This window comes from Paenibacillus taichungensis, assembly GCF_050994985.1.
In the GTDB taxonomy this organism is placed as follows: domain Bacteria; phylum Bacillota; class Bacilli; order Paenibacillales; family Paenibacillaceae; genus Paenibacillus; species Paenibacillus taichungensis.
The window spans coordinates 4,571,924-4,595,478 of sequence record NZ_CP194720.1 but is presented as its reverse complement, the minus strand read 5'-3'; the positions used below and the strand labels follow the sequence as shown (position 1 = coordinate 4,595,478).

Genomic DNA, 23,555 nt, shown 5'->3' with positions numbered 1-23,555 from the left:
AGGCCGTGTGCTCGAAATGGCGATGGAATGCTGATCCGCATACTGGAATGAATCATATGTAGAGGGGAACACAGTCAGAATATACAACGTCGAAGAATGGAATGAACTGGCTGAGCGCCGCTACAATCAGCTGTGTATGTAACATTTTATCTAAGCAAACGTTACGAACAGTGCATACATTGGGTATCTAATGATTAGCTAAAGGCTTTATCGTCAAAGCTTGTACAGTGAGAGAGAACGGCAAGGATACACCTTGCCATGAGGAGGAAGCCGAATGTTTTGGCTGGTCATTATATTGCTCGTATTTACTTTTCAGGCAGCCACCATTCTGTTGCTGGAATTCCGTAATCCGGCGAAAGCTGTGGCATGGCTTTTTATTTTATTCTGTGTACCCTTGATCGGCTTTGTTGTGTATTATTTTGTCGCCCAGGACTACAGCAAACGCAAGAAGGTCCGTAAAGGCGGTTCGCGAATCTTTCGTGAAATACGGGAAACGATCTGGGAGCAGGCTCATATTGTCGAGCATGCGGATCAGATGTCGGGCGGCCGATACAATCATCAGCATCGTTTGTTTAACCTGCTGACACACCTGTCTGAGAGCCCGATTACAGGCTGCAACCGGAGCCAGGTACTGACGAATGGTGAAGAGACATTTGGAACCATGTTGAGGGCCATGGAACAGGCAGAGCACCATCTGCATGTTGAATTTTATATATTTCGAGATGATGTCATCAGTACAAAGTTTCAGGATGTGATGATTCGCAAGGCAAAGGAAGGTGTCAAAGTACGTTTGATCTGCGATGGACTTGGCAGTCACAAGATGAGCTGGAGCTTTATTCGCAAGTTTCAGGACGCAGGCGTGGAGTTTCATTATTTTCTGCCACCGCTCATTGCTACGATTGACCGAAGAGTGAATTACCGGAATCACCGTAAAATTGTTGTGGTGGATGGAAGGATTGGATTTGTGGGTGGGATTAATATAGGTGATGATTATCTTGGGCAATATCCGGAGGTTGGATTCTGGCGTGATACCCATGTACAGATTGAGGGAGATGCCGTATATTTCCTGCAAAGTACGTTCTTGAACGATTGGAAGCTCGCTTCCGGCGAGCAGATTACAGAGCCTCAGCTGACAGAGCTGTTCCCGCCACATATTTGCAGTGGGGAAGAGCGGATTCAGATTCTGTCCAGCGGGCCGGATCAGGACTGGGATGCCATTCAGGAAATGTGCTTTGGGGCGATTTCCGTGGCATGTGAACGCATATACATCACAACACCCTATTTCATTCCGGACCCCGCTTTGTACGAAGCAATCAAGACGGCTGCCGTCAGTGGGGTGGATGTGAAAATCATCATTCCGTATCAATCGGATTCGCGGCTGGTGCATTTGGCTTCTATGTCCTATGTCGAAGAATTGTTGCGTGCGGGAGTGAAGTTCTATCAATATCGCAAAGGTTTTGTGCATGCCAAGGTCTTAATTGTGGATAATTTGCTTGCAACGGTAGGTACAGCCAATATGGATATGCGCAGCTTTTTCTGCAATTTTGAGTTAACCGCAGTGTTGTTCGAGACATCATCTATGGACCGGCTGACTGAGGATTTTGAACGTGATCTGAATGAATGCAGCCAGATTGACGTGAAGGTGTTTCAGCAGCGCTCACGGTGGGAAAAAGGGGCAGAAATGCTTTCTCGCATGCTTTCTCCGCTGCTTTAGCCGTTATAAGGCGGATTTCTCAAGATAAGTTCACTTTTTGTGAATTTATCTTCTTTTTGCTAACTATTTTGCTCAAATTTGATCTTTTATGATATAATGTTTATATAAATTATGTCTTGGCGAAGGAGGGGAGTCTGCGGGAAAACAGGCTCCCTTTTGCTCTCTTTTGCTCTCTTTTGGAATTGTCAACCGGAATTAAGACATACTTGAATACATTTCATATAGCCTTTAGGTGCTTTTATAACGGGTGCATATAGCGTTGGAACGGTGTTGTTCCTCTGTATGTAGGGTTCCTCTGGGTACTTAAATGATTTATGAAATGGATTCACATATTGATCAAAACGGGGGGGATACCATGTCCAATGTATCGGTTAAAGAACTAACATCCAAGCCGGACCGTAATGTGAAGAGCTCGGTGTTTTCACTGAAGCTTCTGCAGCGCATTGTGATGATTCTGGTCGGTGCTGCACTGATGGCTGTGTCACTCGAAGTATTTCTCGTGCCGAATGGCGTTATTGATGGGGGAATAACAGGGATCTCGATTATGGTGTCAGAGCTTACACATCTGCCACTAGGAATTTTCCTGACTTTGCTTAACTTGCCCTTCCTGATTTTGGGGTATAAACAGATTGGTAAAACGTTTGCGTTGTCCACACTGCTCGGGATCGTTGTAATGTCCATTGGAACGTCATTGTTACACCACGTTCCTGCACTGACGCCAGGTGAACCACTGCTTGGGGCTGTATTTGGTGGATTGATCTTGGGGGTTGGAGTTGGTCTCGTCATTCGTTCTGGCGGTTCACTGGATGGTACGGAGATTGTAGCCATACTGTTGAGTGAGAAATCACCATTGTCTGTAGGTCAGATCGTATTGTTCATTAACGTATTTATTTTTGCAGGTGCAGGTTTTGTGTTTGGCTGGCCAAACGCCCTGTATTCCATGATTGCTTATTATATTGCAATGAAGATGATTGATATTGTGAATGAAGGATTGGATCAATCCAAATCGGTATGGATTATCAGTGAGAAGTACCGTGATATTGGTTCAGCCTTAACCGACCGTCTGGGTCGTGGCGTCACTTTTCTGGATGGAGAGGGCGGCTTCAGTGGAGACGAGAAGAAAATTATCTTTGTGGTTATTACCCGTTTGGAAGAAGCTAAGCTGAAGTCCATTGTTGAAGATTGGGACCCACATGCCTTTGTGGCAATAGGTAACATTCACGATGTGAAGGGCGGACGTTTCAAGAAAAAAGGTATACATTAGCGAATCTCATCACGAGTAAACGAAAAAATAGCCGGTACCCTTGGTTTGAGGGTGACCGGCTATTTTTGTTTTAAATGCTGGATAATCAGTTCAACAGGCTGGGGGTCGACAGCTGCGATCAGATCTCCAGTCTCCGTCAAGCGTTCCACGATGTTCATCAAGTGGTAATCCTTAACCGAAACGTTGTTCCGAACTTCATCCCATGTGAGAGGAGTAGACACTGTACCGCCTGGTTTGGCGCGGGGAGTGTAGGGAGCTGCGAGCGTTTTGCCACCGTAATGCTGGAGGTAATCAAAATAAATGCGATCCCCCCGGTCTTTTTTTAGTCGTTCCAGTGTAAATAGATCCGGATGTTTTTGAGTGACGTATTTGCCTACAAAATAACCGATGTCTCTTAATTCATCGAAAGTTACACCTTGGCGGATCGGAACAATAATCTGTACACCTGTGGCACCGGAGGTTTTCGGTACCGATCTAAGGCCAAGCGAAGTTAGCGTTTCCCCCACGATCAGAGCAGCTTGCATGATGCGAGGTTCTTCTTCCTGCGAAGGATCGAGATCAATCATCCACTCGCAAGGCAGATGGCTGCCTACAGCATGTAAGGAAGGGTGAAACTCAAGAGCGGCCAAATTGCCAAGCCATAACAGATCAGGAAGGTCATTCATCACTACATATCGTATCCCATCATGCATCTCAGTTCGTACAAACTCCGGAACGGGCTCCGGGGCATTTTTTTGATAGAAAAACTCGCCACCTGCACCATGTGGATAACGTATCGTGGTGAGCAACCGATTTCGGGTGTACGTCAGTAGATAGGGGGCCAGTGCCGCCAACTTTTGCAAATAGATAGCCTTGGTTACACCCGCTTCGGGCCATAACAACTTGTCCGGATTGGTCACGGTAAGTTCCATTCCATTAATCGTTATGGTGCCCTTTATTGTATGGGCCATGAATATCACCTCCTCTGGTGAGCAAGTATAATTTTAAATGGAAAGCCTTTTTGATGTATCGGGTGTATGGTGAAAGTCGTTTATCGTTCAGGGATAAGATGACTGATCTGGCTGATCGCACACTCATCTCGCTTTACCAAAGCAAAAGCCTGGATGCTTGGGTGACGTAGGGTAAGATGGTGGGTGAGTTCCATGAATTGCACTTTGACGCCGATATGTGGTTCAACCCATGTCGTCTCCGCGCTTCTCTCGGGTATGTTATGAAAAGGTCTATCCTTACGAATAAGAGGTTGTACTTCTTCGGTTAGTTTACGCCAGGAGTCCGAGTTCAATTTACCAGTGCCGACATGACCAATATAGACAAAGTTAGGCCCATCATATACACCGACTGCAATTGCATTGACGAAGCCGCTGCGGTAGGTGACCCCTCCAATCATGGCATATAGGTCGTGGAAAATCTTAACCTTCTGCCAGCGTTGATCTTTGCCGTTGATTCCATAGGTACTGGCAAGGTCTTTACATACAATTCCCTCCATCTGGTGCTGTCTCATCACAGTGAGCAGGGCGTCGGGATCGGTCGTGTTAGTCACCTCTTGAACATGTGGAGCAGAATTCAGAACTTGGTGCAGCAGACGCTGACGATCTGCAAGTGGCTGATCTGTGACCCATTCTCCATCGCAGTAAAGAATATCAAATACCATATAAGTCACCGGAATCTGGTTTACAGCTTGGGCAATGCCATCCGGTCTGCTCATGCGATCTCGCCGCAGCACGTGATAGAAGGACGGTTTTCCTGTATCCGGATCAAGGGCAATAATCTCTCCATCCAAAATATAAGAAGGGACGGAGCATAGGTTGCGTGGCTGAACCAGCTCAGGATATTGTGCAGTTCGGTTGTGCAATCTGCGATTAATTAACTGAATTCCCTCTCCGTCCTCGTAAGCAAGCATGCGGACCCCATCCCATTTGATTTGGGCAATCCAATTTTGCCCGGTAGGGATCACAGCTCGAGATATAGGTTCAAAAGGAACCAGGGGATTGAACATGTGCTTAAAACTCCTTTCCTCTTTCAAATCTGCCTGGAGGTTGATCCTCTAAGTTGAGTAGGGCAGGTTTAGCTCTTCCGCAGCCGTGCTTTCAGCTTATGTACCATAATAAGCAGTAAAGGAATCGCGATACCACAAGTCAAATCCCAATCAATCCAATACGGAATAACAACTTTGAGATAGAAATTTTCGTTGGGTGCTAGCACAATGGACATGGACAGAATCAACATGGCGCCAGGCAAAATGAGTGGACGATAGCTGGACAGTTTGAAGAGATGAGTGATTCCGAGTACAAAGCTGTAGAAGAACAGAATGCTCTTGAAAAAGACGGCAATTATCCAGACGGAAGCCATAAAGGCCTCAATCCGCTGCAAAAAGTTGCCTATATTGATCTTCAGCGACAGATTAAATGCTGCAAACCAATGGTGCTGCGTCATAAATGGACCCATGACCAGCAGACAGATGGTTAGCGTTAGGGTAAGCATCAATCCCCCTATGATGGCTGCTAGAAGGATATCCTTTTCCCAATGTGCTTCCTTTTTGGCATAAGGAAAGAGCATAAGAAAGATGCACAATTCACAATAAGGATAGGTAAGCACAGCGACAAAGCCTTTAAAGGGATTCAGAAAGCCTTCTGCAAGCACGGGCTTGATGTTGTCCAGATGCGAATGCGGGAATAGACAGACGGTCAGAATGAGCAGGAACAGCACGATCAAGGGCAGAAGTACCTCGGCACTTCTGCCTATGGGTTCCAGACCAGAAAAGAGTCCCCAGGCAAGAGTACAAACAAAAAGCAAACTCACAATGAAGAGGGGAGATTCAGGCAGGATCTGGGTCGTCATGAAATCCCCAATTTCTCTTATGAATGCAGATGTACCCATTAGAAAATAGAATAGATAAAAACAGCTGATGAACGCCCCAATCCAGGGGCCAAGCGTATACAATGCATGTTGGATCAGATTCATGCGGGGCTGAAGTTTGTATACAACGAGCATGATGGACAGTACCCCTGCTCCCCCGGCAACCCCCATTAATGCGGATATCCATGCATCCTGATGCGCATATGAGGTAACCATTGAGGGGAAGACGATAATCTGTTCACCTATCGTGCATAAGAACATCAGTGAGCCCAGTTGTCTTACAGTTAAACGCCCCTTTTCAATCATGTGGGTTCTCCTTCGCATGTCGATCTAGATATTTGGTTAGGATACGCCAATTGCACCAATTTTATTAGGAAATGGGTAAAGGAATAGATCTACATAAAAAAGTAGGCAAAAAAGCCCGGACAACGGATTTCCCCATGGTTAGAGCGAGGAAATTGATGTCCGGGCTAATCAGATTGTAATCAACTTAAGGCACAACGTTTACGTCACAGATTCCCCGTCTTAATTCGTTGAAGTTAAGCGAATACGAATATTCTGTGGGTCTATAGTAAACCAGTCCTTACCATGCTGTTCAATCGATGTGTTGGATTGACGTAGTTGTTCTAGAGCTTGTTCCAATTGTTCTTTTCCGTCATAAATGATGGTGAAGTAGTCAATGCCTGTCGCATTGGCCGGATTTACAGGGGCGCCTGTACCAGCCCAAATGTTCAGTCCGATGTGATGGTGATAACCGCCAGCCGATACAAACAGGGCGGACATGTTGGCGAAGTTACCAACGATATCGAATCCAAGTACTCCTGTGTAGAAACGGCGTGACTCTTCCAGACTGCGTACATGGAAGTGAACATGACCAATGACCGTTCCGGCTGGTAATCCCTGCCAAGGTTCGTTCGCGGCGAGAGCAAACAGGCTGTCTACATCAACAGGATCACTTGACATAATGTAGTTATTTTCTGAATCTCGCTTCCAGGTGTCGCGGGCACGGTCTGCATAGATTTCGATACCGTTCTGATCTGGATCGGAAATGTAGAATGCTTCACTGACCAGATGATCACCTTGACCAATTTCGATGCCGGATTCAGCCAGATTACGAAGAGCAAGGCCCAGCGATTTGCGGTCAGGCAGCAGGATGGCGAAGTGATACAGACCTGAAGTGGAGCGAACAGGCATCGTTACTGTATCGGTCAACTGCTCAAGGCGCAGAAGAGACTGCTTTCCATCGGCTGTCAGGGTAGCGACTTTGTCGCTGCGTTCAAGCAGTTTCAGTCCGACCACTTCGGTATAAAATTGAATGGATCGATCCAAATTGCTGATTCGCAAACTTACTTCACCCAGATGGGTTGTAGCAGGGATTTGATAAGTAGAAGTCATAAGGAATTCCTCCTGTATAAAGTTTAGTTGAATTGTTGCGGTTCACTTATTGGCAATGGAATAGGGCTATTGTAATGTCATAGTTCATATAGTTATGAGGCCTAACTGTACATTTATAAATAAGTTACTTTTCATAAGTTAATATAAAATATAAATCAACTTTCGTCAATTGTATTTTCGATTTTGGTATATTCATTCTTGGTTGAGTATTACTTCAATTATGGAGTACAAAACAAAAATCCGGCTGCATGGCCGGATCTCCAATGTTGATGTTAGTGACAAGTGAATCCTGTGTTGTTTGCTGTTTACGCCTTGGGTTTAGGAGCAGCCTTCTTTCTTTTGGCAGGAGCAGGAGTCTCTGTTTCTCCTCCAGCTGCTGCTTGGACTGAAGTTTTCTTGGGAGCACGTTTCTTAGGTTTGGCTGTGGTGGTTCCGGGATCGGTTGGAATGGGCTTCACAGCTTCAATACTTGCTTGCAGTGCTGCCATGAGATCCATGACATTCGCTTCCGGTTTAGCAGGGGCAATTTTGATTTCTTCACCGGCTACTTTGTGATTGATCAGATCCAGCAGTTTGGCGCGGTAGTCGTCCGTATATTTACCAGGTTCAAAAGGAGTAGATAACTGATCGATCAGTAATTTGGCCATCGTCAATTCCTTCTCGTTTACGTTTAGAACCTCGGGCAGGTTGGGAACCTGAGAGACGGGACGAATCTCGTCTGGATAGAAAATGGTTTCCATGGAGAGGCAATCGTCCAGCACACGAATGGCGGCCAAACTACTTTTGGAGCGAATGGATATCTTGGCGATGCCAATCTTTCCTGTATCCCGCATGGCTGTCATTAATAGCTGGTAGGCGTTTCCTCCCGCTTGATCGGGAGAGAGGTAATACGTTTTTTGAAAATAAATCGGATCGATCTCCGTTAAATCCACAAAATCCAGAATGGTAATGGTTTTGCTGCTGGAATCATTTAACGCTTCAAGCTCGTCCTTTTCGAACAAGACGAATTTGCCTTTCTCATATTCATATCCTTTGGTGATCTCTTCCCATTGAACCTCAACTTCACAGGAAGGACATTTACGTACATAAGCAAGTGGACTGCCGCAGACTTTGTGAATGTAACGCATGGAGATGTCTTTGTCTTCGGTAGCCGAAAACATTTTGACAGGAACATGAACCAGACCAAAGCTAATGGCACCTTTCCAGACTGTATGCATGAACGGCTCCTTTCCGAGAACATTTTAGGTATAGTATGGGCATTTCACGGGCGGGATAACCCTATTTTCCCGGATCGGTATGCTTCAGAAAGAGTGGGGGATGATAACAGAAACATCCTTGAAGATTTTCGCTTATATTGTTGTTTTGAAAGAGGATGATGTTAGGTATTAACTATCACGTCAGGAGGTACCCCTATGAAGAACAAACGAGACGAAGCTGAAGCTCACGCCCATACGTTCTCTCCGTATCCTCGTGCCGAGTCGGAAGGGTCTGAAGGTTTTCATACACCTGCAACAGCGGTTAACTGGGAGGCTATCACCTCAGAAGAGCTGCCGCTTGACAGGGAGTCGTTTATGCTGGACATTGACCGGATGGTGAATGAAGGTCTGGGCGGTGGACAAGTTACAGAAGATAACGGATATATTGGTGAGAGTACAACAGATAGCATGGTGCGGGAATCGCATGATGATCCGGAAGGGGAGTATGAATAATAATGATGGATGTGAAACGAGCGAAAGCCATTTATGATTCCAAAGACACGATTGCTGTTACATTGGAAGGAGATCCGGTTTGGATCGAAAATGTGGATGAAGCCAATGGCATGGCAACGGTGCAGGTGGGCAGCAGACCGGGGAATACCCAGACGGTACGTGTAGACCGTTTGGAAGAGTAAAAGAGAACATCTGGTAAAGGATGTCTAGGAAAGGCCGGTGCCGTCAGGTGCCGGTTTATTTGTCATTCGTGTGAATGGTGGCCTATCTTCCGTTCTGCTTCTGATCCTTCGATGTTGCGGGGTGAGAATGGGACCGATATAATAAAGTTCAAAGTGAACTCAGGCGGCTTGACCGCCAAAGGTGGGGCGTATATTGAATCAGACGCATGAGCAGTGGGTGTATCACTCCCATGGCATTGCAGATACAGAAGTACTCGCGTCCGCACTCGCTGAACAGGCAACCGCCGGCATGGTGATTGCACTAGACGGTGATCTGGGCGCGGGCAAAACGGCATTTTCACAAAAGTTTGCGTGGCATTTGGGTGTACGTGATGTGGTTAACAGCCCCACGTTTACATTGATCAAGGAATACGAAGGGCGCCTGCCCTTGTATCACATGGATGTGTATCGCATATCACTGGAAGAAGCGGACGAGCTTGGACTGGATGAGTATTTCTATGGAACCGGAGTTAGTCTGGTGGAATGGTCCAGCATCATTCCCGAATTACTGCCACAGGAACACCTGCATGTGCAGATCGAGACGACGGGCCCGGAGGATCGAACGATTACGCTGGATGGGTATGGCGAGACTTATGCTGCCATGTGCCGACAGTTCAGACAGAATGGAGTCAAATGATGATGGAAGATTTACAAAAACAGCCGCGCCAGCGGTTTTTGGCGTTGGATACCTCGACTGCGGTGATGGCAGCCTCAGTGATGGAAGGCCACGCCCTTCTGGAAGAACGCAATGAACGGGCAGAACGCAATCATTCGGTACACGTCGTGCCTGTAATGGAGCAGCTGCTGGAAGCCAGCAGCACGCAGCCGGGACAGCTGGACGGCATTGCCGTCGGCATTGGCCCGGGCTCGTACACGGGCATCCGTATTGCGGTGACCGCGGCGAAGACGCTAGCCTGGGCGTGGGACATCCCCGTTGTCGGGGTGTCCAGCCTTCAGGCCCTGGCCTGGGGCGGCTGGCACAGCGGCCTCGCCGCCAAGGCCGAAGCTGCGGCAGAGGATGCCGCAGCAGGGGCTGGCGGAACGCTATCCGCAGACCAGGGCGGCACCGGTGCCGCCCCTGTCCACTGGATCGTTCCGCTCGTGGATGCACGGCGCGGCCAAGCCTATACCGCGCTGTTTGCCTCCGCCGGGAGCGCTGCACCCCGGCGGCTGGCGCCAGATGCCATCCGTATGGTAGACGGATGGCTGGAAGCCCTTGCCGCCCGCATGGCGGAAGCGGCGCCGGAAGAGCGGCCCGCTGCCGTCTGGATTGTCGGCGAGACGGGCCCGCATGCTGCGGCAGCGGCTGAGCTTCGCTGCCCCGCAGGAACGGCGCTCCAGCTCGTACCCTATGAGCTGGAGGGCCGCTGGATTGGGCGCTTAGGCGCCGAGGCGCTGCTTGCAGGTCAGCGAGGTGACGTGCATGCACTCGTGCCCAACTACACCCAGCTGGCTGAAGCGGAAGCCAATCTGCTGCGCAAAGGCTAAAAGAGGTTGTTCAAAAAGTCCGCTTTTGATTACGAAGGATGCCTAGTGGCATCATCAGCATGGAATATGGAATTCAGCGGAAATAAGCGGATGCTTACGAAGTATGTTTCCTTCGGAAACATTGTAGTTGCTCACGTAGTTTCCCTACGCTCCGCTACTCCATTTCTAGCTTCATCCCATCTTCTCGGTACTGAAAACCGGTCTTTTTGAACACGCACTAAAAGGGAGGGGAAGCAGATGGACAACGTGGAGAATGACGCGCAGGAAGCAGCGCTTCAGTTCAGGTTCATGACTTTGGGTGATATTCCCGATGTAATGATTATTGAACATGAAGCCTTCACCCTGCCCTGGACGGAAGAAGCATTTCAAAATGAATTGACACACAATCATTTTGCTAAATATATGGTCATGGAATTGGAAGGTACGGCGATCGGCTATGCCGGTATGTGGACAATTATGGATGAAGCCCACATTACCAATATTGCAGTCCGGGAAGCTTATCGTGGGCGCAAGCTCGGTGAGAAGCTGCTGGACGAATTGATGAAAACGGCGGCTTATCTCGGGATGGAACGAATGACGCTGGAAGTCAGGGTTTCGAATCGGATTGCCCAGAGCTTGTATCAGAAAAAAGGGTTTGAATCGGCTGGTCTTCGTAAAGGGTATTACTCCGACAATGGGGAAGATGCGATGATTATGTGGGCGAATTTGCCGCCTGCGAGCCGGAGCGGCGAAGAGGAAGGAAGCGTAACGGATTCATGAAGGATTTCAATGAAAAGGTAAGTTCAGCACCATCTTATATATTGGCAGTGGAGACAAGCTGTGATGAAACATCCGTAGCGGTAGTCAAGGATGGACGGGAAGTGCTGTCCAATCTGATCTCCAGTCAGATTGAGACTCATAAGGCATTTGGCGGGGTTGTGCCTGAAGTCGCTTCGCGTAAACACGTGGAAGTCATTACATTGATGTTGGAACAGGCTATTGAGCAATCCGGCATCCGTCCGCGTGATCTGAGTGCGATCGCCGTGACACAAGGGCCTGGGCTGGTTGGTGCATTGCTGGTCGGCATCGTGGCAGCGAAAACCATGGCCATGGCACTTGGCAAACCGCTCATTGGCACACATCATATTGCGGGACATATCTATGCCAACAGACTTACCCATGAGCTGCAATATCCAGCAATGGCACTGGTGGTTTCAGGTGGTCATACCGAGCTTGTGCATATGGAATCCGAAGGAAAGTTCAAACTGATCGGACGTACGCGTGACGATGCTGTAGGCGAGGCTTATGACAAAGTGGCGCGTGCACTGGGTTGTCCCTATCCGGGAGGACCACATGTGGACCGGATGGCTGCTGAAGCAGAGCAGGCGGTACCTTTGCCTCGTGTCTGGCTGGAAGCCGATTCCTATGATTTCAGCCTTAGCGGTCTGAAGTCTGCTGTACTGAATGTTTTGAATCAAGCCAAAATGCGCGGAGAAACGCTTGAACCATCTGCTGTGGCACGGGGATTCCAGGAATCTGTCGTCGAAGTGCTGGTAGAAAAAGCAGTAAGGGCTGTCCGTGAGTACGGATCACGTCAATTGCTGTTATGCGGTGGCGTCGCGGCAAACCGGGGATTGCGTTCTGCTTTGCAGGAGCGTTGTGCGAAGGAAGGGCTCGAATTGCTGATCCCGCCGATGGAGTATTGCACCGACAATGCAGCGATGATTGGAGCTGCCGCGTATTTGAAGTGGCAGCGGGGAGAAATCTCGGAATTCGATGCCAAAGCTGATCCTGGACTTTCACTTGAAGCATGGTCTGTTCAATCGCTCTAGAATGATTCATGTATATACTTGACAGTCTCAAGTGAAGACTGTATATTAATTACAAATTAAAACAGGAATACGATATGTTCAACTAAACATTTACACGATAGCGGAGAGGACAGAAATAACCTGAAGAAGCGAAGCGTTCGCCTTTATCACCGGATTTTCCCTCTTAGAGAAGGGAATCAAAGAAATCTGGGGATAACAGCGATCGGAAGGTTGTTCTGTCATCGGAGCGCCAGTGTAAATATTCATTTGTTGACTTATATAGATTCCTGAACTGAAACGCAATGAACAGGAACAGTAGGGTATTTCCCGGTCATAGAGAGCTGCGGGGTGGTGCAACGCAGTCGAAGGAAACCTGAAACTCACCTGGAAGCGGAACGATGGAACACGGTAACTCCCTGGGAGAAGCCGAAGGCCGATGATGGCCCAAAGTACATGGTTACGGGTTGCCTCCGTGAATGGGCCGTTGTTGATGGAATCCGGATGACATATCGGTAGAAGATCAACAATAACTGAGGGGGCTTTTGTCACTTTGGGCAATGATAATGGTATGGACGCATACAGGATCAGCTCGAAGGAAATGAAAGTCAACAAGAGTGGTACCGCGAAGGTGAACAGCCTGTCGTCTCTTGCATTATTGCAGGAGATGGCAGGCTTTTTTGATTTTCAAAATGGTGATGAAATTCATGGTCATATATCATAAATGTAATGAACGGGAGCAGTAAAACGATAAAGCGCACAGAGAGCTGCGGGGTGGTGCGACGCAGTGGCTGGAATCGTTCGAATCTCGCCCGGGAACGGAGCTGTGGAAACAGATGAGACTATGTCTCATCCCTTGTCCTATAACCAACAGGGCATTGTGGTACACAGCAACGGTTAACCTCCGTTATAAGGTGTTTCTCCGGCTGGATCGGTTGTTATTGTTGCGTACGCAGCTGCAATGGATCTTGGCTGGAGACGACGAGGTGGATGGTGCCTGGCGCAAGCCTGGACCATCAAGCAAGAGTGGTACCGCGGAGGGATAATAACCCGCCGTCTCTTAGATGAGATGGCGGGTTATTTGTGTTTGCTGCCGGCAGCAGGGTGGGCGATGGGAATCAATAATTATGGTTTAGACAAAGAAATATGTCCGGCGTGCAAGTCGACGTGTACATCGGCATGGAATACAAAATGAATAAACATAGAAAACGGGAAATGAACATCTCGTTCACATCCCCACAATAACCAATATACATTCAAATTTGATGGAGGTTGATGAATATGACAACGAACAATAACAAACGCATGATTGAGATTTTTGATACAACACTGCGCGATGGAGAACAAGCACCGGGAGCGAGTCTGCAGCCTGAACAAAAAATTGAACTGGCACATCAGTTGGCTTCTCTGGGCATTGACGTCATCGAGCCTGGATTCCCGATCTCAAGTCCAGGTGAGTTCGCGGCGGTTCAGGCGATTTCCAGACAACTGCAAAACGTGGAGATTTGCGGATTCGCGCGTGCGGTCAAAGGGGATATTGATGCAGCCGTTCGAGCAACGGCTGACGCAGCACGCCGTCGTATTCATCTGTTTATCTCCTCTTCGGACATCCATATAGAGCATCAATTGCGCCGTCCGCGCAGTGAAGTCGTAGCTACCGCCCGGGAGATGGTCTCCTATGCTCGTCAGTTCACGGATATTGTGGAATTCACTGCCATGGATGCGGCTCGTACGAAGATGGATGATCTGATCGAAATGGTTGAAGTAGCCATTGAAGCGGGAGCAAGTATTATCAATTTGCCAGATACGGTCGGGTACGCACTGCCGCATGAATATGGAGAGATGTTCCGTCAGGTACGTGAGGGAGCAAGAGGTGGAGATAAGGTTCGATACAGCGCACACTGTCATAATGATTTGGGTCTCGCGGTTGCCAACAGTCTGGCTGCGATTGCCAACGGTGCTTCCCAGATCGAAGTAACCATCAACGGTGTGGGAGAACGGACGGGTAACTGTGCATTGGAGGAGCTGATTATGGCTCTGGAGACGCGGGGAGATGTTATTGGCGCAACGACAAATATCAAACTGAACCAGATGTATGAGACATCCCGTCAGATTAGTCGTGCGATGCATTTCCCAATTGCCTACAACAAACCGGTAGTAGGGCGCAATGCCTTCCAGCATGAGTCTGGTATTCACCAGGATGGTCTGCTTAAGAATCGGAGTACGTATGAGATTATGGACCCGGAAGCGCTGGGTATTCCACGCAGTATGATTATTCTGGGCAAACATTCCGGGCGTCACGCTTTGAAAGATCGGGTTCGCAAATATGGCTTTGAACCCGATGAGCAGCAAATGGAACAGCTGTATGAGATATTTAAAGAAACTGCCGATCAACAGAAAGTGGTCAGTGATGACCAGTTATTGCAGATGGTGAGTCAGACCATGAATATTCCTGCGCAGGATTATGAACTGGTTGAATTGCAGGTTACGGCGGGCAGCATGACGGATCGAATGGCAGCAGTTCGCATTCGCACGAGCGCAGGGGAGCAATCCTATTCTGCGGTTGGCGGTGGTCCGGTAGATGCAACGATTCGAGCGATTGGTCAAAGTATCTCGGACGACATTACGTTTGTCGATATGGAAATGCACGCACTGAGCGGAGGAGAGGCTGCGAGTGCAGAAGCTGCGGTTACCGTGGAGCGTGCTGGACGTGAATTCAGAGGAACTGCCACGCACAATGATATTGTCATGGCAGCCGGTCTGGCTTATGTAGCAGCATGCAATGCGGCCGGACTGAAGGCGGAGTCTACTGAAAGTGATGAATCAGTGCACGCGTAATATTACTTCCGCATATCACACCACATAACTTTGTGCTTTGTATTCAAAAGCAAACGAGAGGCAGACCTTAAATACAGAGGTCTGCTTTTGTCCTTTTATAGGAGATGAAATATGAGGGCCAGGATAGGTTTGTCAAGATGTGATTATAGTTATCCACATATTCAGGATAATTTGTGGGTAACTCTAGCAAACCCAAACCAGTAATGTTTTCGAAAATAAATGTCTTTAGGGGATAGAAGTTCCCTGTTATATCCACAAAGTTGTGGATAAAGTGGATAACTTGGTGGATAAATATGGTTTTTGTGCAAAAAAAGCTATTCTACCGCCGTATAATTAAGTTGATTAAGTTGCTTGCTATATTGCTTTCTTGTGGATAAAGGGGAAGGTAATCAACAGAAAAATAATTTCCATGATTCGAGTGAATTTGACAATTATGCAAACACCCTTGTCAAAACTCTACGGTTTATCATTAAAAAAAATGCTGATTCCGTCAAGGAATCAGCTTTTAAGTATTGTTAAATGTTCCACGCCGCATGGCAGCAGGAAATGCACTGGAATGGTCCAATTTTATTCCAAAGCTAATTCTTCCCACTCTTCATAAGCCTTGGCCAGTTGAAGCTTGTGATCCTCTGCTTTCTCCTGGAGTTCTTGCAGCTTCATGTAGTCCTGATATATTTCAGGCAGGGCCATCTGAGCCTCAAGCTCCGTAATCTCCGTTTCCAGCTTCGCAATCTGTTGTTCCAGAGCTTCCTGCTTGCGCTGGCGGTTACGTTCTTCGCGTTTGGCCTGCTTGTCCGCTTCGAATGAGGCGGCTCCGGATTTTTCGGTTGAGGATAGGGCTGGATCAGATTTAGCCGAGTTTTTGGAAGAGGCAAGGCGTGCTTCAGCCGCTTCGCGAGCGATATCTTCAAGCTCCTGTTTCTTCTCCACATAGTCATCATAATTGCCCAGGTAATGTTCTGTTCCACCCGGATGAAGTTCAACAATGCGTTCAGCCATTTTATTGAGGAAATACCGGTCATGCGAGATGAACAGCAACGTGCCTTCATAGTCCATCAGTGCTGCTTCAAGTACTTCTTTGGCGAACAGGTCGAGATGGTTCGTAGGCTCATCCAGAATGAGCATATTGGCTTCCTTGAGCATGAGCTTGGAGAGGGAGACACGTGCTTTTTCACCACCGCTGAGCGATGAGATTTTTTTGAGTACATCATCTCCACTGAACAGGAAGTTGCCTAGCACCGTACGAATCCGTGCTTCCTCCATGCCTGGATAGGCACTCCACAGCTCTTCCAATACCGTATTGGAAGGATTAAGTCCCGTCTGCTCCTGATCATAATAGCCAATCTGCACCTTGGTTCCCCATTGGATATCACCGCTTACAGGACGCAAACTTCCGGTGAGACATTTCAGCAAGGTGGATTTACCTATACCGTTTGGACCGATCAAAGCAACCGTTTCCCCGCGTCTTAGATCAAAAGATACATTGCGGAACAACGGCGAAGCCTCATCGTAGGCAACGGACAGCTGATCCACACGGAGCACTTCTTTACCGGACATGACAGCCGTTTCAAAAGAGAAATGAGCTTTCTTCAGATCTCCCATCGGTTTGTCGAGCCGTTCCATCTTATCGAGTGCCTTGCGGCGGCTCTGTGCCCGTTTGGTCGTTGAAGCACGTACGATATTCTTCTGAACAAAGTCCTCCATTTTGGAGATTTCATCCTGTTGTTTCTCATATTGCTTCATCTGGCTTTCGTACTCGGCAGCTTTCAGTTCCATGTATCGGCTGTAATTGCCCGTATATTTTCTGGAGCGGTGTCGTTCGATCTCCACGATGGTTGTTACAAGCCGGTCAAGGAAATACCGGTCATGGGATACAACCAGCAAGGCGCCTGAATAACCTCTGAGGTAGTCTTCCAGCCACGTGAGGGTGGCGATGTCGAGATAGTTGGTAGGCTCGTCCAGCATGAGTAGGTCAGGGGCCTGAAGCAAAATGCGAGCAAGCGCAAGACGTGTCTTTTGTCCGCCGCTCAGTGTGGCAATCTGAGTATCTGGTGAAAATTCACCGAAGCCCATCCCGTGAAGTACACTGCGAATACGGGTTTCCATCTCATAACCGCCATGATCCTTGAACCAGTCCGAGCGTTTGGCATAACGTTCAAGCAGATCGGCGTATTTTTTTTCGTCTTCCATCTGTGCGGGGTCGGCAATATCCTGTTCCATCTGGCGCAAATCCGCTTCAGCCTGGGTCAGATGGGCGAATACGTTCATCATTTCTTCCCATATGGAGCGATCGGATTGCAGTCCGCTGTTCTGGGCGAGGTAACCAAGCGTTGTTTCCTTGGATTTGAAAATCTGTCCACCATCATAGGACATTTCCCCTGCTACAATTTTGAGCAAAGTGGATTTTCCTGCGCCGTTAACACCAACGAGGCCGATGCGCTCGCGTTCTAATATTTGTAAGTTCACGCCGTCCAGGATTGGATCGACACCAAAACGTTTGATAATTCCGGATACTTGCAGCAGCATAAAATTAAGTTCCTCCATAGGTCCAGTTCTTGATATGACAACTATATCCCAGTTTACATGAAATACAGAGCAATTGCACCGATTAGGAGTGCCTGGGGCGTGTAGTCTTTTTGGTCAATCAATGATAAACTGAAAGAAGGCATGTTAATACATGAGGATTTTGCAGAAAATGAATCATTTTAACGATTCCAACACGATGACAACTGGTGCATAACATATAAATGGTTTTAATTGAGAGCTAGTTTACCTTCCCGATCAACAGGAGGTTATTCAAGGACATGCAGGATCATACGGAACAGAAAATCCGTCTTCGTTCCAAGCTGAGACAGAGCCGGGATCTTATGGATGAAAGCATGCGTCAGCAGGCGATGACTGAGATCAATGATGTGACGAAGCGGGAGCTGGAGCGCCTTAGACGGGACAAATGGAAGCTGGGGAACAAGCGGCTTATGATTTTCAGCTATTTGTCTTATGGAAGCGAAGCATCTACGGCCTTTTTATTTGAAGAAGGCTGGAAGCATGGGGATCGGATGCTCGCACCGAAAGTGCTGGCGAATCCGGCTCGTATGGAGTTGCGGCGTGTCATGGGTGAACAGGATATTCAGCCAGGAATATGGGGGATACCTGAACCCAAGAATTCCTGTGAAGTGCTGCAATCTGATAGCTGGCCGGATATCGATCTTGTCATCGTACCGGGGCTAGGATATGACCTTCAAGGAGGGCGCATTGGTTATGGCGGCGGTTATTATGATCGTTTTGCCGAGACACTTGCAGTGAAATGTGCAATGACGGACAAAAGACCACTGATGGCTGCATTGGTATTGCCAGGCCAGCTTCAAGATGAAATTCCGATGGACCCGCTTGATCTGCGGCTTGATCTGTTGATAACAACCGAAGGTATATTACATATCGTATAAAGGGTTGTGATGTGATTGAATTCAGAAACAAATAACGACCAGGCTTCCGGCAGTAAACTGACTCATTTTAATGAACAGGGACGAGCTCGGATGGTTGATATTTCGGGTAAGGAAAGTACCGTGCGTACAGCTGTTGCGGTATCCAAAGTGACGATGAATCGGACTACGCTTGAAGCGATTCGGGAGGGCCGCATCGGTAAAGGTGACGTTCTGGCTGTGGCCCAAATTGCGGGTATTCAGGGCGCCAAGAAAACGTCGGACTGGATTCCGATGTGCCATCCATTGGCATTGACGGGTGTGGATATTCGTTTTCATGATAACGGTGTCGATGAATTGCAGATTGAAGTTACGGTCAAAACCGAAGGGAAGACAGGTGTCGAGATGGAGGCGCTCACGGCGGCGTCGGCTGCGGCACTGACGATCTATGACATGTGTAAAGCCATGCAAAAAGATATGATTATCGGTCCAACCATGCTTAATTCCAAAAGTGGTGGCAAAAACGGCGATTTCAGCCGATAAGGGACATTTATTTTCATAGAGGAGAAGGGTGATCTTTATGGTGTGGAGAACAGCAATCCTGACAGCCAGCGACAAAGGGGCCCGCGGGGAACGTGAGGATACGAGTGCCCAAGTGATCCGGGAACTTGTGGAAGAAGAACTGGGTGGGGAAATCGTGGAGTACCGCATCGTTCCGGATGAACCCGATGAGATTATTGCGGCTTTGATTGAAATGACAGATTATTTTCACGCTGATTTGGTATTGACCACTGGGGGAACGGAGCTTGCGATTCGTGATATTACTCCAGAAGCGACAAGGCGGGTTATTGAACGGGAAGTTCCAGGCATGGCTGAAGCCATGAGATACAGTGTCATGGGCAAGAATCGTTCTGCCATGCTGTTCCGCGGCGTATGCGGCATTCGCGGACGTACATTGATTGTCAACCTGCCAGGTACACCGAAGGGTGTGCATGAGCATTTGGCGGCCATTATGGATCAGCTTCCGGAAGCGCTGCTGATGGTTACGGGTCAGTTCAAGCAATAAGAGTGAAACATATAGTAGCGGGTGTGAAATCAAGCAGGGAGAAATGATTGGATGTCGAGGTCTCTTTTGTGAATAATGTGGGTTATGTAAGTGGTTACATCTATGGTATGATTGACATAGTTCAAAATGAAGCAATGACATCTATGAGCCTATGGCCAAGCGTGTGCATCTTTGAAGCTTGAAATGAGGAGGAATAATATCAATGTTAAGTTCCATTGGACCAACAGGTTTTATTTTGCTGGCCGTTATCGCGTTGCTTTTGTTTGGACCTAACAAGCTTCCGGAATTGGGGCGGGCAGTCGGACGCACTTTCCGTGAATTCAAAGAAGGCGCACGTGAGATTATTTCGGATGATGATTCATCCAGTCGCAAGGAACAGGAAAAGGCGAAGCCGCTGGCATCTGAGACTGCATCTGCAGACAAGCCTGAGGATAAACGCCTGCCGGAATAACTTTGACGGCAATGAAAGAGAAATCCCTTCCTGCCGGAAGGGTTTTGTATTTTAAGCTGGCAACAATGGGGGGCAGGCATGACGCAGCAGAAGGAAGAAATGACGCTTACAGAACATTTGAGTGAGCTGCGCAAGCGGTTGATTTATGTGTTGAGTATTTTTATTTTGGGACTGGTGGCAGGCTTTCTGGTGGCAGATCCAGTGTATCAATATCTGACGAAGGCAGAGACTGCTCAGGGGTTTGTGCTGCATGCATTCTCGTTCTGGGACGGGATTGGCATCTACATGAAGATTGCCGGACTATTCTCGCTGGTCATTACGCTGCCGTTTACGGTGTTTCAGCTCTGGAAGTTTGTCAGTCCAGGTCTGCGCCCGCGTGAGCGAAAAGCTACGTTGAAGTATGTACCTTATGTATTTCTGTTATTTCTGATCGGGTTAGCTTTCTCGTACTACGTTGTTTTCCCGATGGCACTTTCCTTTACTTCATCGATTACGGAAAAAATGGGGCTTGTCGAGACTTACGGAATGAAGCAGTATTTCAGTTTTTTGTTTGGTATTGTACTGCCGGTGTCCCTTTTGTTCGAACTTCCGTTAATTATTATGTTCCTGACAGGGCTGCGGATATTGAATCCGATCCGGCTTCGCAAAATGCGCAGAGTCGCTTATTTTGTCCTGATTTTCATTGCAGTTGTGGTCACACCACCTGACTTTATTTCCGATTTTCTAGTGATGATTCCGTTGTTACTGTTATATGAGATTAGTGTGTTTCTGTCTGGCTTTGTGTATCGCAAACAGCTTGCAGCTGATGCAGAGGCTGAGTCCCGTTACATCCGTGCCGAGGACAAGCAGAGCGCAGTATAACAAGAGAGATTCCATAGGATGTTGTAATCGTAATAATTTTGCATGGTGCCCGTCCCGGGATAAGGCGGTCAGTTCTTACCCGGGATATGAAAGGCGACAAACTTTTACGGTTATATATTCTGATGGACGGGACAAGCAGGCATATTATGTTCAACAATGGATACAATGGAAAAGGGCTGACTGAGAACGATGCAGGAGGACTTACGGATTCTGTGGAATAAGTAATAAGGTATTATGGCATTTACGCAGGCCAATCGGGAGTTTTTTGACCGGGTTCATGTAAATACAACGTAAAATCTCGCAGGAATTCATGAAAAGGACTTGAAATCATGCTTCAAGTTGAAGTATCATAAAGTTGGTTGTTAGCACTGAACACTGTCGAGTGCTAATACATATGGCTACAACCTACAATGTAACGTTATATAATTTCAAAAGGAGGCTATTTTTCATGATCAGACCTTTAGGTGAACGCGTATTGGTAGAACCACTGGAGCAAGAGCAAACAACTTCTTTCGGGATCGTACTGCCGGACTCCGCTAAAGAAAAACCGCAAGAGGGTAAAATTATTGCTGTTGGCGCTGGAGTATTGAAAGACGGAGTACGTGTAGCTCTGGAAGTGAAAGAAGGAGATCGCGTTATTTTCTCCAAATATGCCGGTACAGAAATCAAGTTCGAAGGTAAAGAATATTTGATTATGAAAGAAAGCGATATTCACGCGATTCTCGACTAATTCAAATTTAATCGGTTAACCGAACCATATAGCAACACCATTTTACACAATATACTAGGGAGGTTTTCTTACCATGGCTAAAGACATTAAATTCAGTGAAGACGCTCGTCGTTCCATGCTTCGTGGTGTGGACGCATTGGCTAATGCAGTTAAAGTAACACTCGGTCCTAAAGGCCGTAACGTGGTTCTGGAGAAAAAATTCGGAAGCCCGCTCATCACGAATGACGGTGTAACGATTGCTAAAGAAATCGAACTGGAAGATGCATTCGAGAACATGGGTGCACAACTGGTTAAAGAAGTAGCAACCAAAACCAATGATGTTGCCGGTGACGGTACAACAACTGCAACTGTATTGGCTCAAGCGCTGATTACAGAAGGTTTGAAAAACGTAACTGCAGGCGCTAGCCCAATCGGTATCCGTAAAGGGATCGACAAAGCGGTTAAAGCTGCTGTAGCTGAACTGCAATCCATCTCCAAACCAGTTGAAACCAAACAATCCATCGCACAAGTTGCAGCAATCTCTGCAGCTGACGAAGAAGTAGGCGAACTGATCGCTGAAGCTATGGAAAAAGTGGGTAAAGACGGTGTTATCACGGTTGAAGAATCCCGTGGATTCGCTACAGAGTTGGAAGTGGTTGAAGGTATGCAATTCGACCGCGGTTACATCTCTCCATACATGATCACGGATACGGACAAAATGGAAGCAGTTTTGGACAACCCGTACATCCTGATCACAGACAAAAAAATCTCCAACACGCAAGAAATCCTGCCATTGCTTGAAAAAATCGTTCAACAAGGCAAACCGCTTGTATTGATCGCTGAAGATATCGAAGGCGAAGCACTGGCGATGCTGGTTGTGAACAAATTGCGTGGTACATTCAACGCTGTAGCTGTTAAAGCTCCTGGCTTTGGTGACCGTCGTAAAGCAATGCTGCAAGATATCGCTGCCCTCACTGGTGGCCAATTGATCACGGAAGAACTGGGTCTGGACCTGAAATCCGCTGTTGTGGAACAACTGGGTACAGCTCGTCAAATCCGTGTAACGAAAGAAAACACAATCATCGTTGACGGTGCTGGTAACAAATCCGATATCGATGCACGTGTAAGCCAAATCCGTACACAACTGGAAGAAACAACTTCCGAGTTCGACAAAGAGAAACTGCAAGAGCGTCTGGCTAAATTGTCCGGCGGTGTAGCAGTAATCAAAGTCGGTGCGGCTACTGAAACAGAATTGAAAGAACGCAAACTGCGCATCGAAGATGCCCTGAACGCAACTCGCGCTGCGGTTGAAGAAGGTATCGTATCCGGTGGTGGTACAGCGCTCATGAACGTATACAACGCGGTTGCAGGCGTAGCCCTGTCCGGTGACGAGCAAACAGGCGTAAACATCGTCCTGCGCGCTTTGGAAGCACCAATCCGTACTATCGCAGCTAACGCTGGCGAAGAAGGTTCCGTAATCGTGGAACGTCTGAAAAAAGAACAAACTGGCGTAGGCTTCAACGCTGCGACTGGCGAGTGGGTTAACATGATCGAAGCGGGTATCGTTGACCCTGCGAAAGTAACACGTTATGCATTGCAAAACGCTGCTTCCGTAGCGGCAATGTTCCTGACTACTGAAGCGGTTATCGCTGACAAACCAGAACCTGCAGGCGCTGCTGGCGTTCCTGACATGGGCGGTATGGGTGGAATGGGCGGCATGATGTAAGGTCATTGACCTTATCTCATGTGTCTAGCAGAGCAAATTTTCGGTCAATTT

Annotated in this window: 24 protein-coding genes and 1 other annotated feature; of the genes, 18 read left to right on the top strand and 6 right to left on the bottom strand. The window is 47.8% G+C overall.

All coding sequences use genetic code 11. From position 1 onward, the window contains the following. The first annotated feature begins 274 nt into the window (after window positions 1-274). Both cls and ACR1R9_RS20790 read left to right on the top strand, forming a co-directional pair. Entirely contained in the window at window positions 275-1,714 is a 1,440-nt protein-coding gene (gene cls / locus ACR1R9_RS20795; RefSeq protein ID WP_433922842.1) for a cardiolipin synthase, read from the top strand. Window positions 1,715-2,069: 355 nt separating this feature from the next. Next, window positions 2,070-2,978 (top strand): YitT family protein, encoded by a 909-nt coding sequence (locus tag ACR1R9_RS20790; RefSeq protein ID WP_053783466.1) that lies wholly within the window; start codon window positions 2,070-2,072, stop codon window positions 2,976-2,978. 59 nt (window positions 2,979-3,037) lie between these two features. On the opposite strand, the gene ligD is transcribed toward ACR1R9_RS20790, so the two are convergent. The 5 genes from ligD to ACR1R9_RS20765 all read right to left on the bottom strand — a co-directional run bounded on the left by ligD (window position 3,038) and on the right by ACR1R9_RS20765 (window position 8,446). Next, window positions 3,038-3,928: a non-homologous end-joining DNA ligase gene (gene ligD, locus ACR1R9_RS20785; RefSeq protein WP_076291517.1), complete on the bottom strand. Its 891-nt coding sequence runs from the start codon at window positions 3,926-3,928 to the stop codon at window positions 3,038-3,040. 80 nt (window positions 3,929-4,008) lie between these two features. Continuing rightward, the gene (locus ACR1R9_RS20780; RefSeq protein WP_433922843.1) at window positions 4,009-4,974 is read right to left on the bottom strand and encodes an RNA ligase family protein; all 966 of its coding nucleotides are present in this window, start codon (window positions 4,972-4,974) and stop codon (window positions 4,009-4,011) included. A gap of 68 nt (window positions 4,975-5,042) precedes the next feature. Next, window positions 5,043-6,140 carry a GerAB/ArcD/ProY family transporter gene (locus ACR1R9_RS20775; RefSeq protein ID WP_076291519.1) on the bottom strand — a complete coding sequence of 366 codons (1,098 nt, stop codon included), beginning with the start codon at window positions 6,138-6,140 and terminating at the stop codon, window positions 5,043-5,045. A 219-nt stretch (window positions 6,141-6,359) separates the two neighbouring features. Further along, a complete protein-coding gene (locus tag ACR1R9_RS20770) occupies window positions 6,360-7,229 on the bottom strand; it encodes a VOC family protein (RefSeq protein ID WP_433922844.1) in 870 nt (289 codons plus the stop codon). Window positions 7,230-7,534: 305 nt separating this feature from the next. Beyond that, window positions 7,535-8,446, bottom strand: a complete 912-nt coding sequence (locus ACR1R9_RS20765; RefSeq protein WP_076291521.1) for a Ku protein — start codon at window positions 8,444-8,446, stop codon at window positions 7,535-7,537. 195 nt (window positions 8,447-8,641) lie between these two features. Here ACR1R9_RS20765 and ACR1R9_RS20760 point away from each other — a divergent pair, with 195 nt between their 5' ends. From ACR1R9_RS20760 to ACR1R9_RS20725, 8 genes are all read left to right on the top strand, one after another. After that, window positions 8,642-8,938 carry a hypothetical protein gene (locus ACR1R9_RS20760; RefSeq protein WP_063564487.1) on the top strand — a complete coding sequence of 99 codons (297 nt, stop codon included), beginning with the start codon at window positions 8,642-8,644 and terminating at the stop codon, window positions 8,936-8,938. 5 nt (window positions 8,939-8,943) lie between these two features. Then, complete coding sequence (locus tag ACR1R9_RS20755) at window positions 8,944-9,120, top strand: H-type small acid-soluble spore protein (protein WP_053783520.1); 177 nt, start codon at window positions 8,944-8,946, stop codon at window positions 9,118-9,120. Window positions 9,121-9,313: 193 nt separating this feature from the next. After that, window positions 9,314-9,796 (top strand): tRNA (adenosine(37)-N6)-threonylcarbamoyltransferase complex ATPase subunit type 1 TsaE, encoded by a 483-nt coding sequence (tsaE, locus tag ACR1R9_RS20750; protein ID WP_076291523.1) that lies wholly within the window; start codon window positions 9,314-9,316, stop codon window positions 9,794-9,796. Window positions 9,797-9,798: 2 nt separating this feature from the next. Continuing rightward, window positions 9,799-10,647 carry a tRNA (adenosine(37)-N6)-threonylcarbamoyltransferase complex dimerization subunit type 1 TsaB gene (gene tsaB / locus ACR1R9_RS20745; RefSeq protein ID WP_433923674.1) on the top strand — a complete coding sequence of 283 codons (849 nt, stop codon included), beginning with the start codon at window positions 9,799-9,801 and terminating at the stop codon, window positions 10,645-10,647. A gap of 237 nt (window positions 10,648-10,884) precedes the next feature. Next, on the top strand, window positions 10,885-11,406 hold the full coding sequence (gene rimI / locus ACR1R9_RS20740) for a ribosomal protein S18-alanine N-acetyltransferase (RefSeq protein WP_076291524.1): 522 nt from the start codon (window positions 10,885-10,887) through the stop codon (window positions 11,404-11,406). Next, window positions 11,403-12,458: a tRNA (adenosine(37)-N6)-threonylcarbamoyltransferase complex transferase subunit TsaD gene (gene tsaD, locus ACR1R9_RS20735; protein ID WP_310852222.1), complete on the top strand. Its 1,056-nt coding sequence runs from the start codon at window positions 11,403-11,405 to the stop codon at window positions 12,456-12,458. Before rimI ends, tsaD begins: the two co-directional genes overlap by 4 nt. 529 nt (window positions 12,459-12,987) lie before the next feature. Then, window positions 12,988-13,158, top strand: coding sequence for a hypothetical protein (locus tag ACR1R9_RS20730; protein WP_432206571.1), 171 nt, complete (start codon window positions 12,988-12,990; stop codon window positions 13,156-13,158). After that, window positions 13,155-13,498: a binding site (T-box leader), on the top strand. (Overlaps the previous gene by 4 nt.) A 217-nt stretch (window positions 13,499-13,715) precedes the next feature. Beyond that, the gene (locus tag ACR1R9_RS20725) at window positions 13,716-15,272 is read left to right on the top strand and encodes a 2-isopropylmalate synthase (protein WP_076291526.1); all 1,557 of its coding nucleotides are present in this window, start codon (window positions 13,716-13,718) and stop codon (window positions 15,270-15,272) included. 567 nt (window positions 15,273-15,839) lie between these two features. Here ACR1R9_RS20725 and ACR1R9_RS20720 read toward each other — a convergent pair. Continuing rightward, complete coding sequence (locus tag ACR1R9_RS20720) at window positions 15,840-17,798, bottom strand: ABC-F family ATP-binding cassette domain-containing protein (protein WP_433922845.1); 1,959 nt, start codon at window positions 17,796-17,798, stop codon at window positions 15,840-15,842. A gap of 278 nt (window positions 17,799-18,076) precedes the next feature. On the opposite strand from ACR1R9_RS20720, the gene ACR1R9_RS20715 reads away from it, so the two are divergent. From ACR1R9_RS20715 to groL, 8 genes are all read left to right on the top strand, one after another. After that, window positions 18,077-18,715, top strand: a complete 639-nt coding sequence (locus tag ACR1R9_RS20715; RefSeq protein ID WP_433922846.1) for a 5-formyltetrahydrofolate cyclo-ligase — start codon at window positions 18,077-18,079, stop codon at window positions 18,713-18,715. A 15-nt stretch (window positions 18,716-18,730) separates the two neighbouring features. Further along, the gene (moaC, locus tag ACR1R9_RS20710; protein WP_433922847.1) at window positions 18,731-19,234 is read left to right on the top strand and encodes a cyclic pyranopterin monophosphate synthase MoaC; all 504 of its coding nucleotides are present in this window, start codon (window positions 18,731-18,733) and stop codon (window positions 19,232-19,234) included. Window positions 19,235-19,271: 37 nt separating this feature from the next. Then, window positions 19,272-19,757 (top strand): MogA/MoaB family molybdenum cofactor biosynthesis protein, encoded by a 486-nt coding sequence (locus tag ACR1R9_RS20705; protein WP_024630749.1) that lies wholly within the window; start codon window positions 19,272-19,274, stop codon window positions 19,755-19,757. 202 nt (window positions 19,758-19,959) lie between these two features. After that, window positions 19,960-20,208 carry a twin-arginine translocase TatA/TatE family subunit gene (tatA, locus tag ACR1R9_RS20700; RefSeq protein WP_163756402.1) on the top strand — a complete coding sequence of 83 codons (249 nt, stop codon included), beginning with the start codon at window positions 19,960-19,962 and terminating at the stop codon, window positions 20,206-20,208. 78 nt (window positions 20,209-20,286) lie between these two features. After that, window positions 20,287-21,069: a twin-arginine translocase subunit TatC gene (tatC, locus tag ACR1R9_RS20695; RefSeq protein WP_063564478.1), complete on the top strand. Its 783-nt coding sequence runs from the start codon at window positions 20,287-20,289 to the stop codon at window positions 21,067-21,069. Between the two features lie 86 nt (window positions 21,070-21,155). Then, on the top strand, window positions 21,156-21,290 hold the full coding sequence (locus ACR1R9_RS20690) for a hypothetical protein (RefSeq protein WP_310852227.1): 135 nt from the start codon (window positions 21,156-21,158) through the stop codon (window positions 21,288-21,290). Window positions 21,291-21,517: 227 nt separating this feature from the next. Beyond that, the gene (groES, locus tag ACR1R9_RS20685) at window positions 21,518-21,799 is read left to right on the top strand and encodes a co-chaperone GroES (protein ID WP_024630746.1); all 282 of its coding nucleotides are present in this window, start codon (window positions 21,518-21,520) and stop codon (window positions 21,797-21,799) included. Between the two features lie 73 nt (window positions 21,800-21,872). After that, window positions 21,873-23,504, top strand: coding sequence for a chaperonin GroEL (gene groL / locus ACR1R9_RS20680; RefSeq protein WP_063564477.1), 1,632 nt, complete (start codon window positions 21,873-21,875; stop codon window positions 23,502-23,504). Window positions 23,505-23,555: the final 51 nt, after the last annotated feature.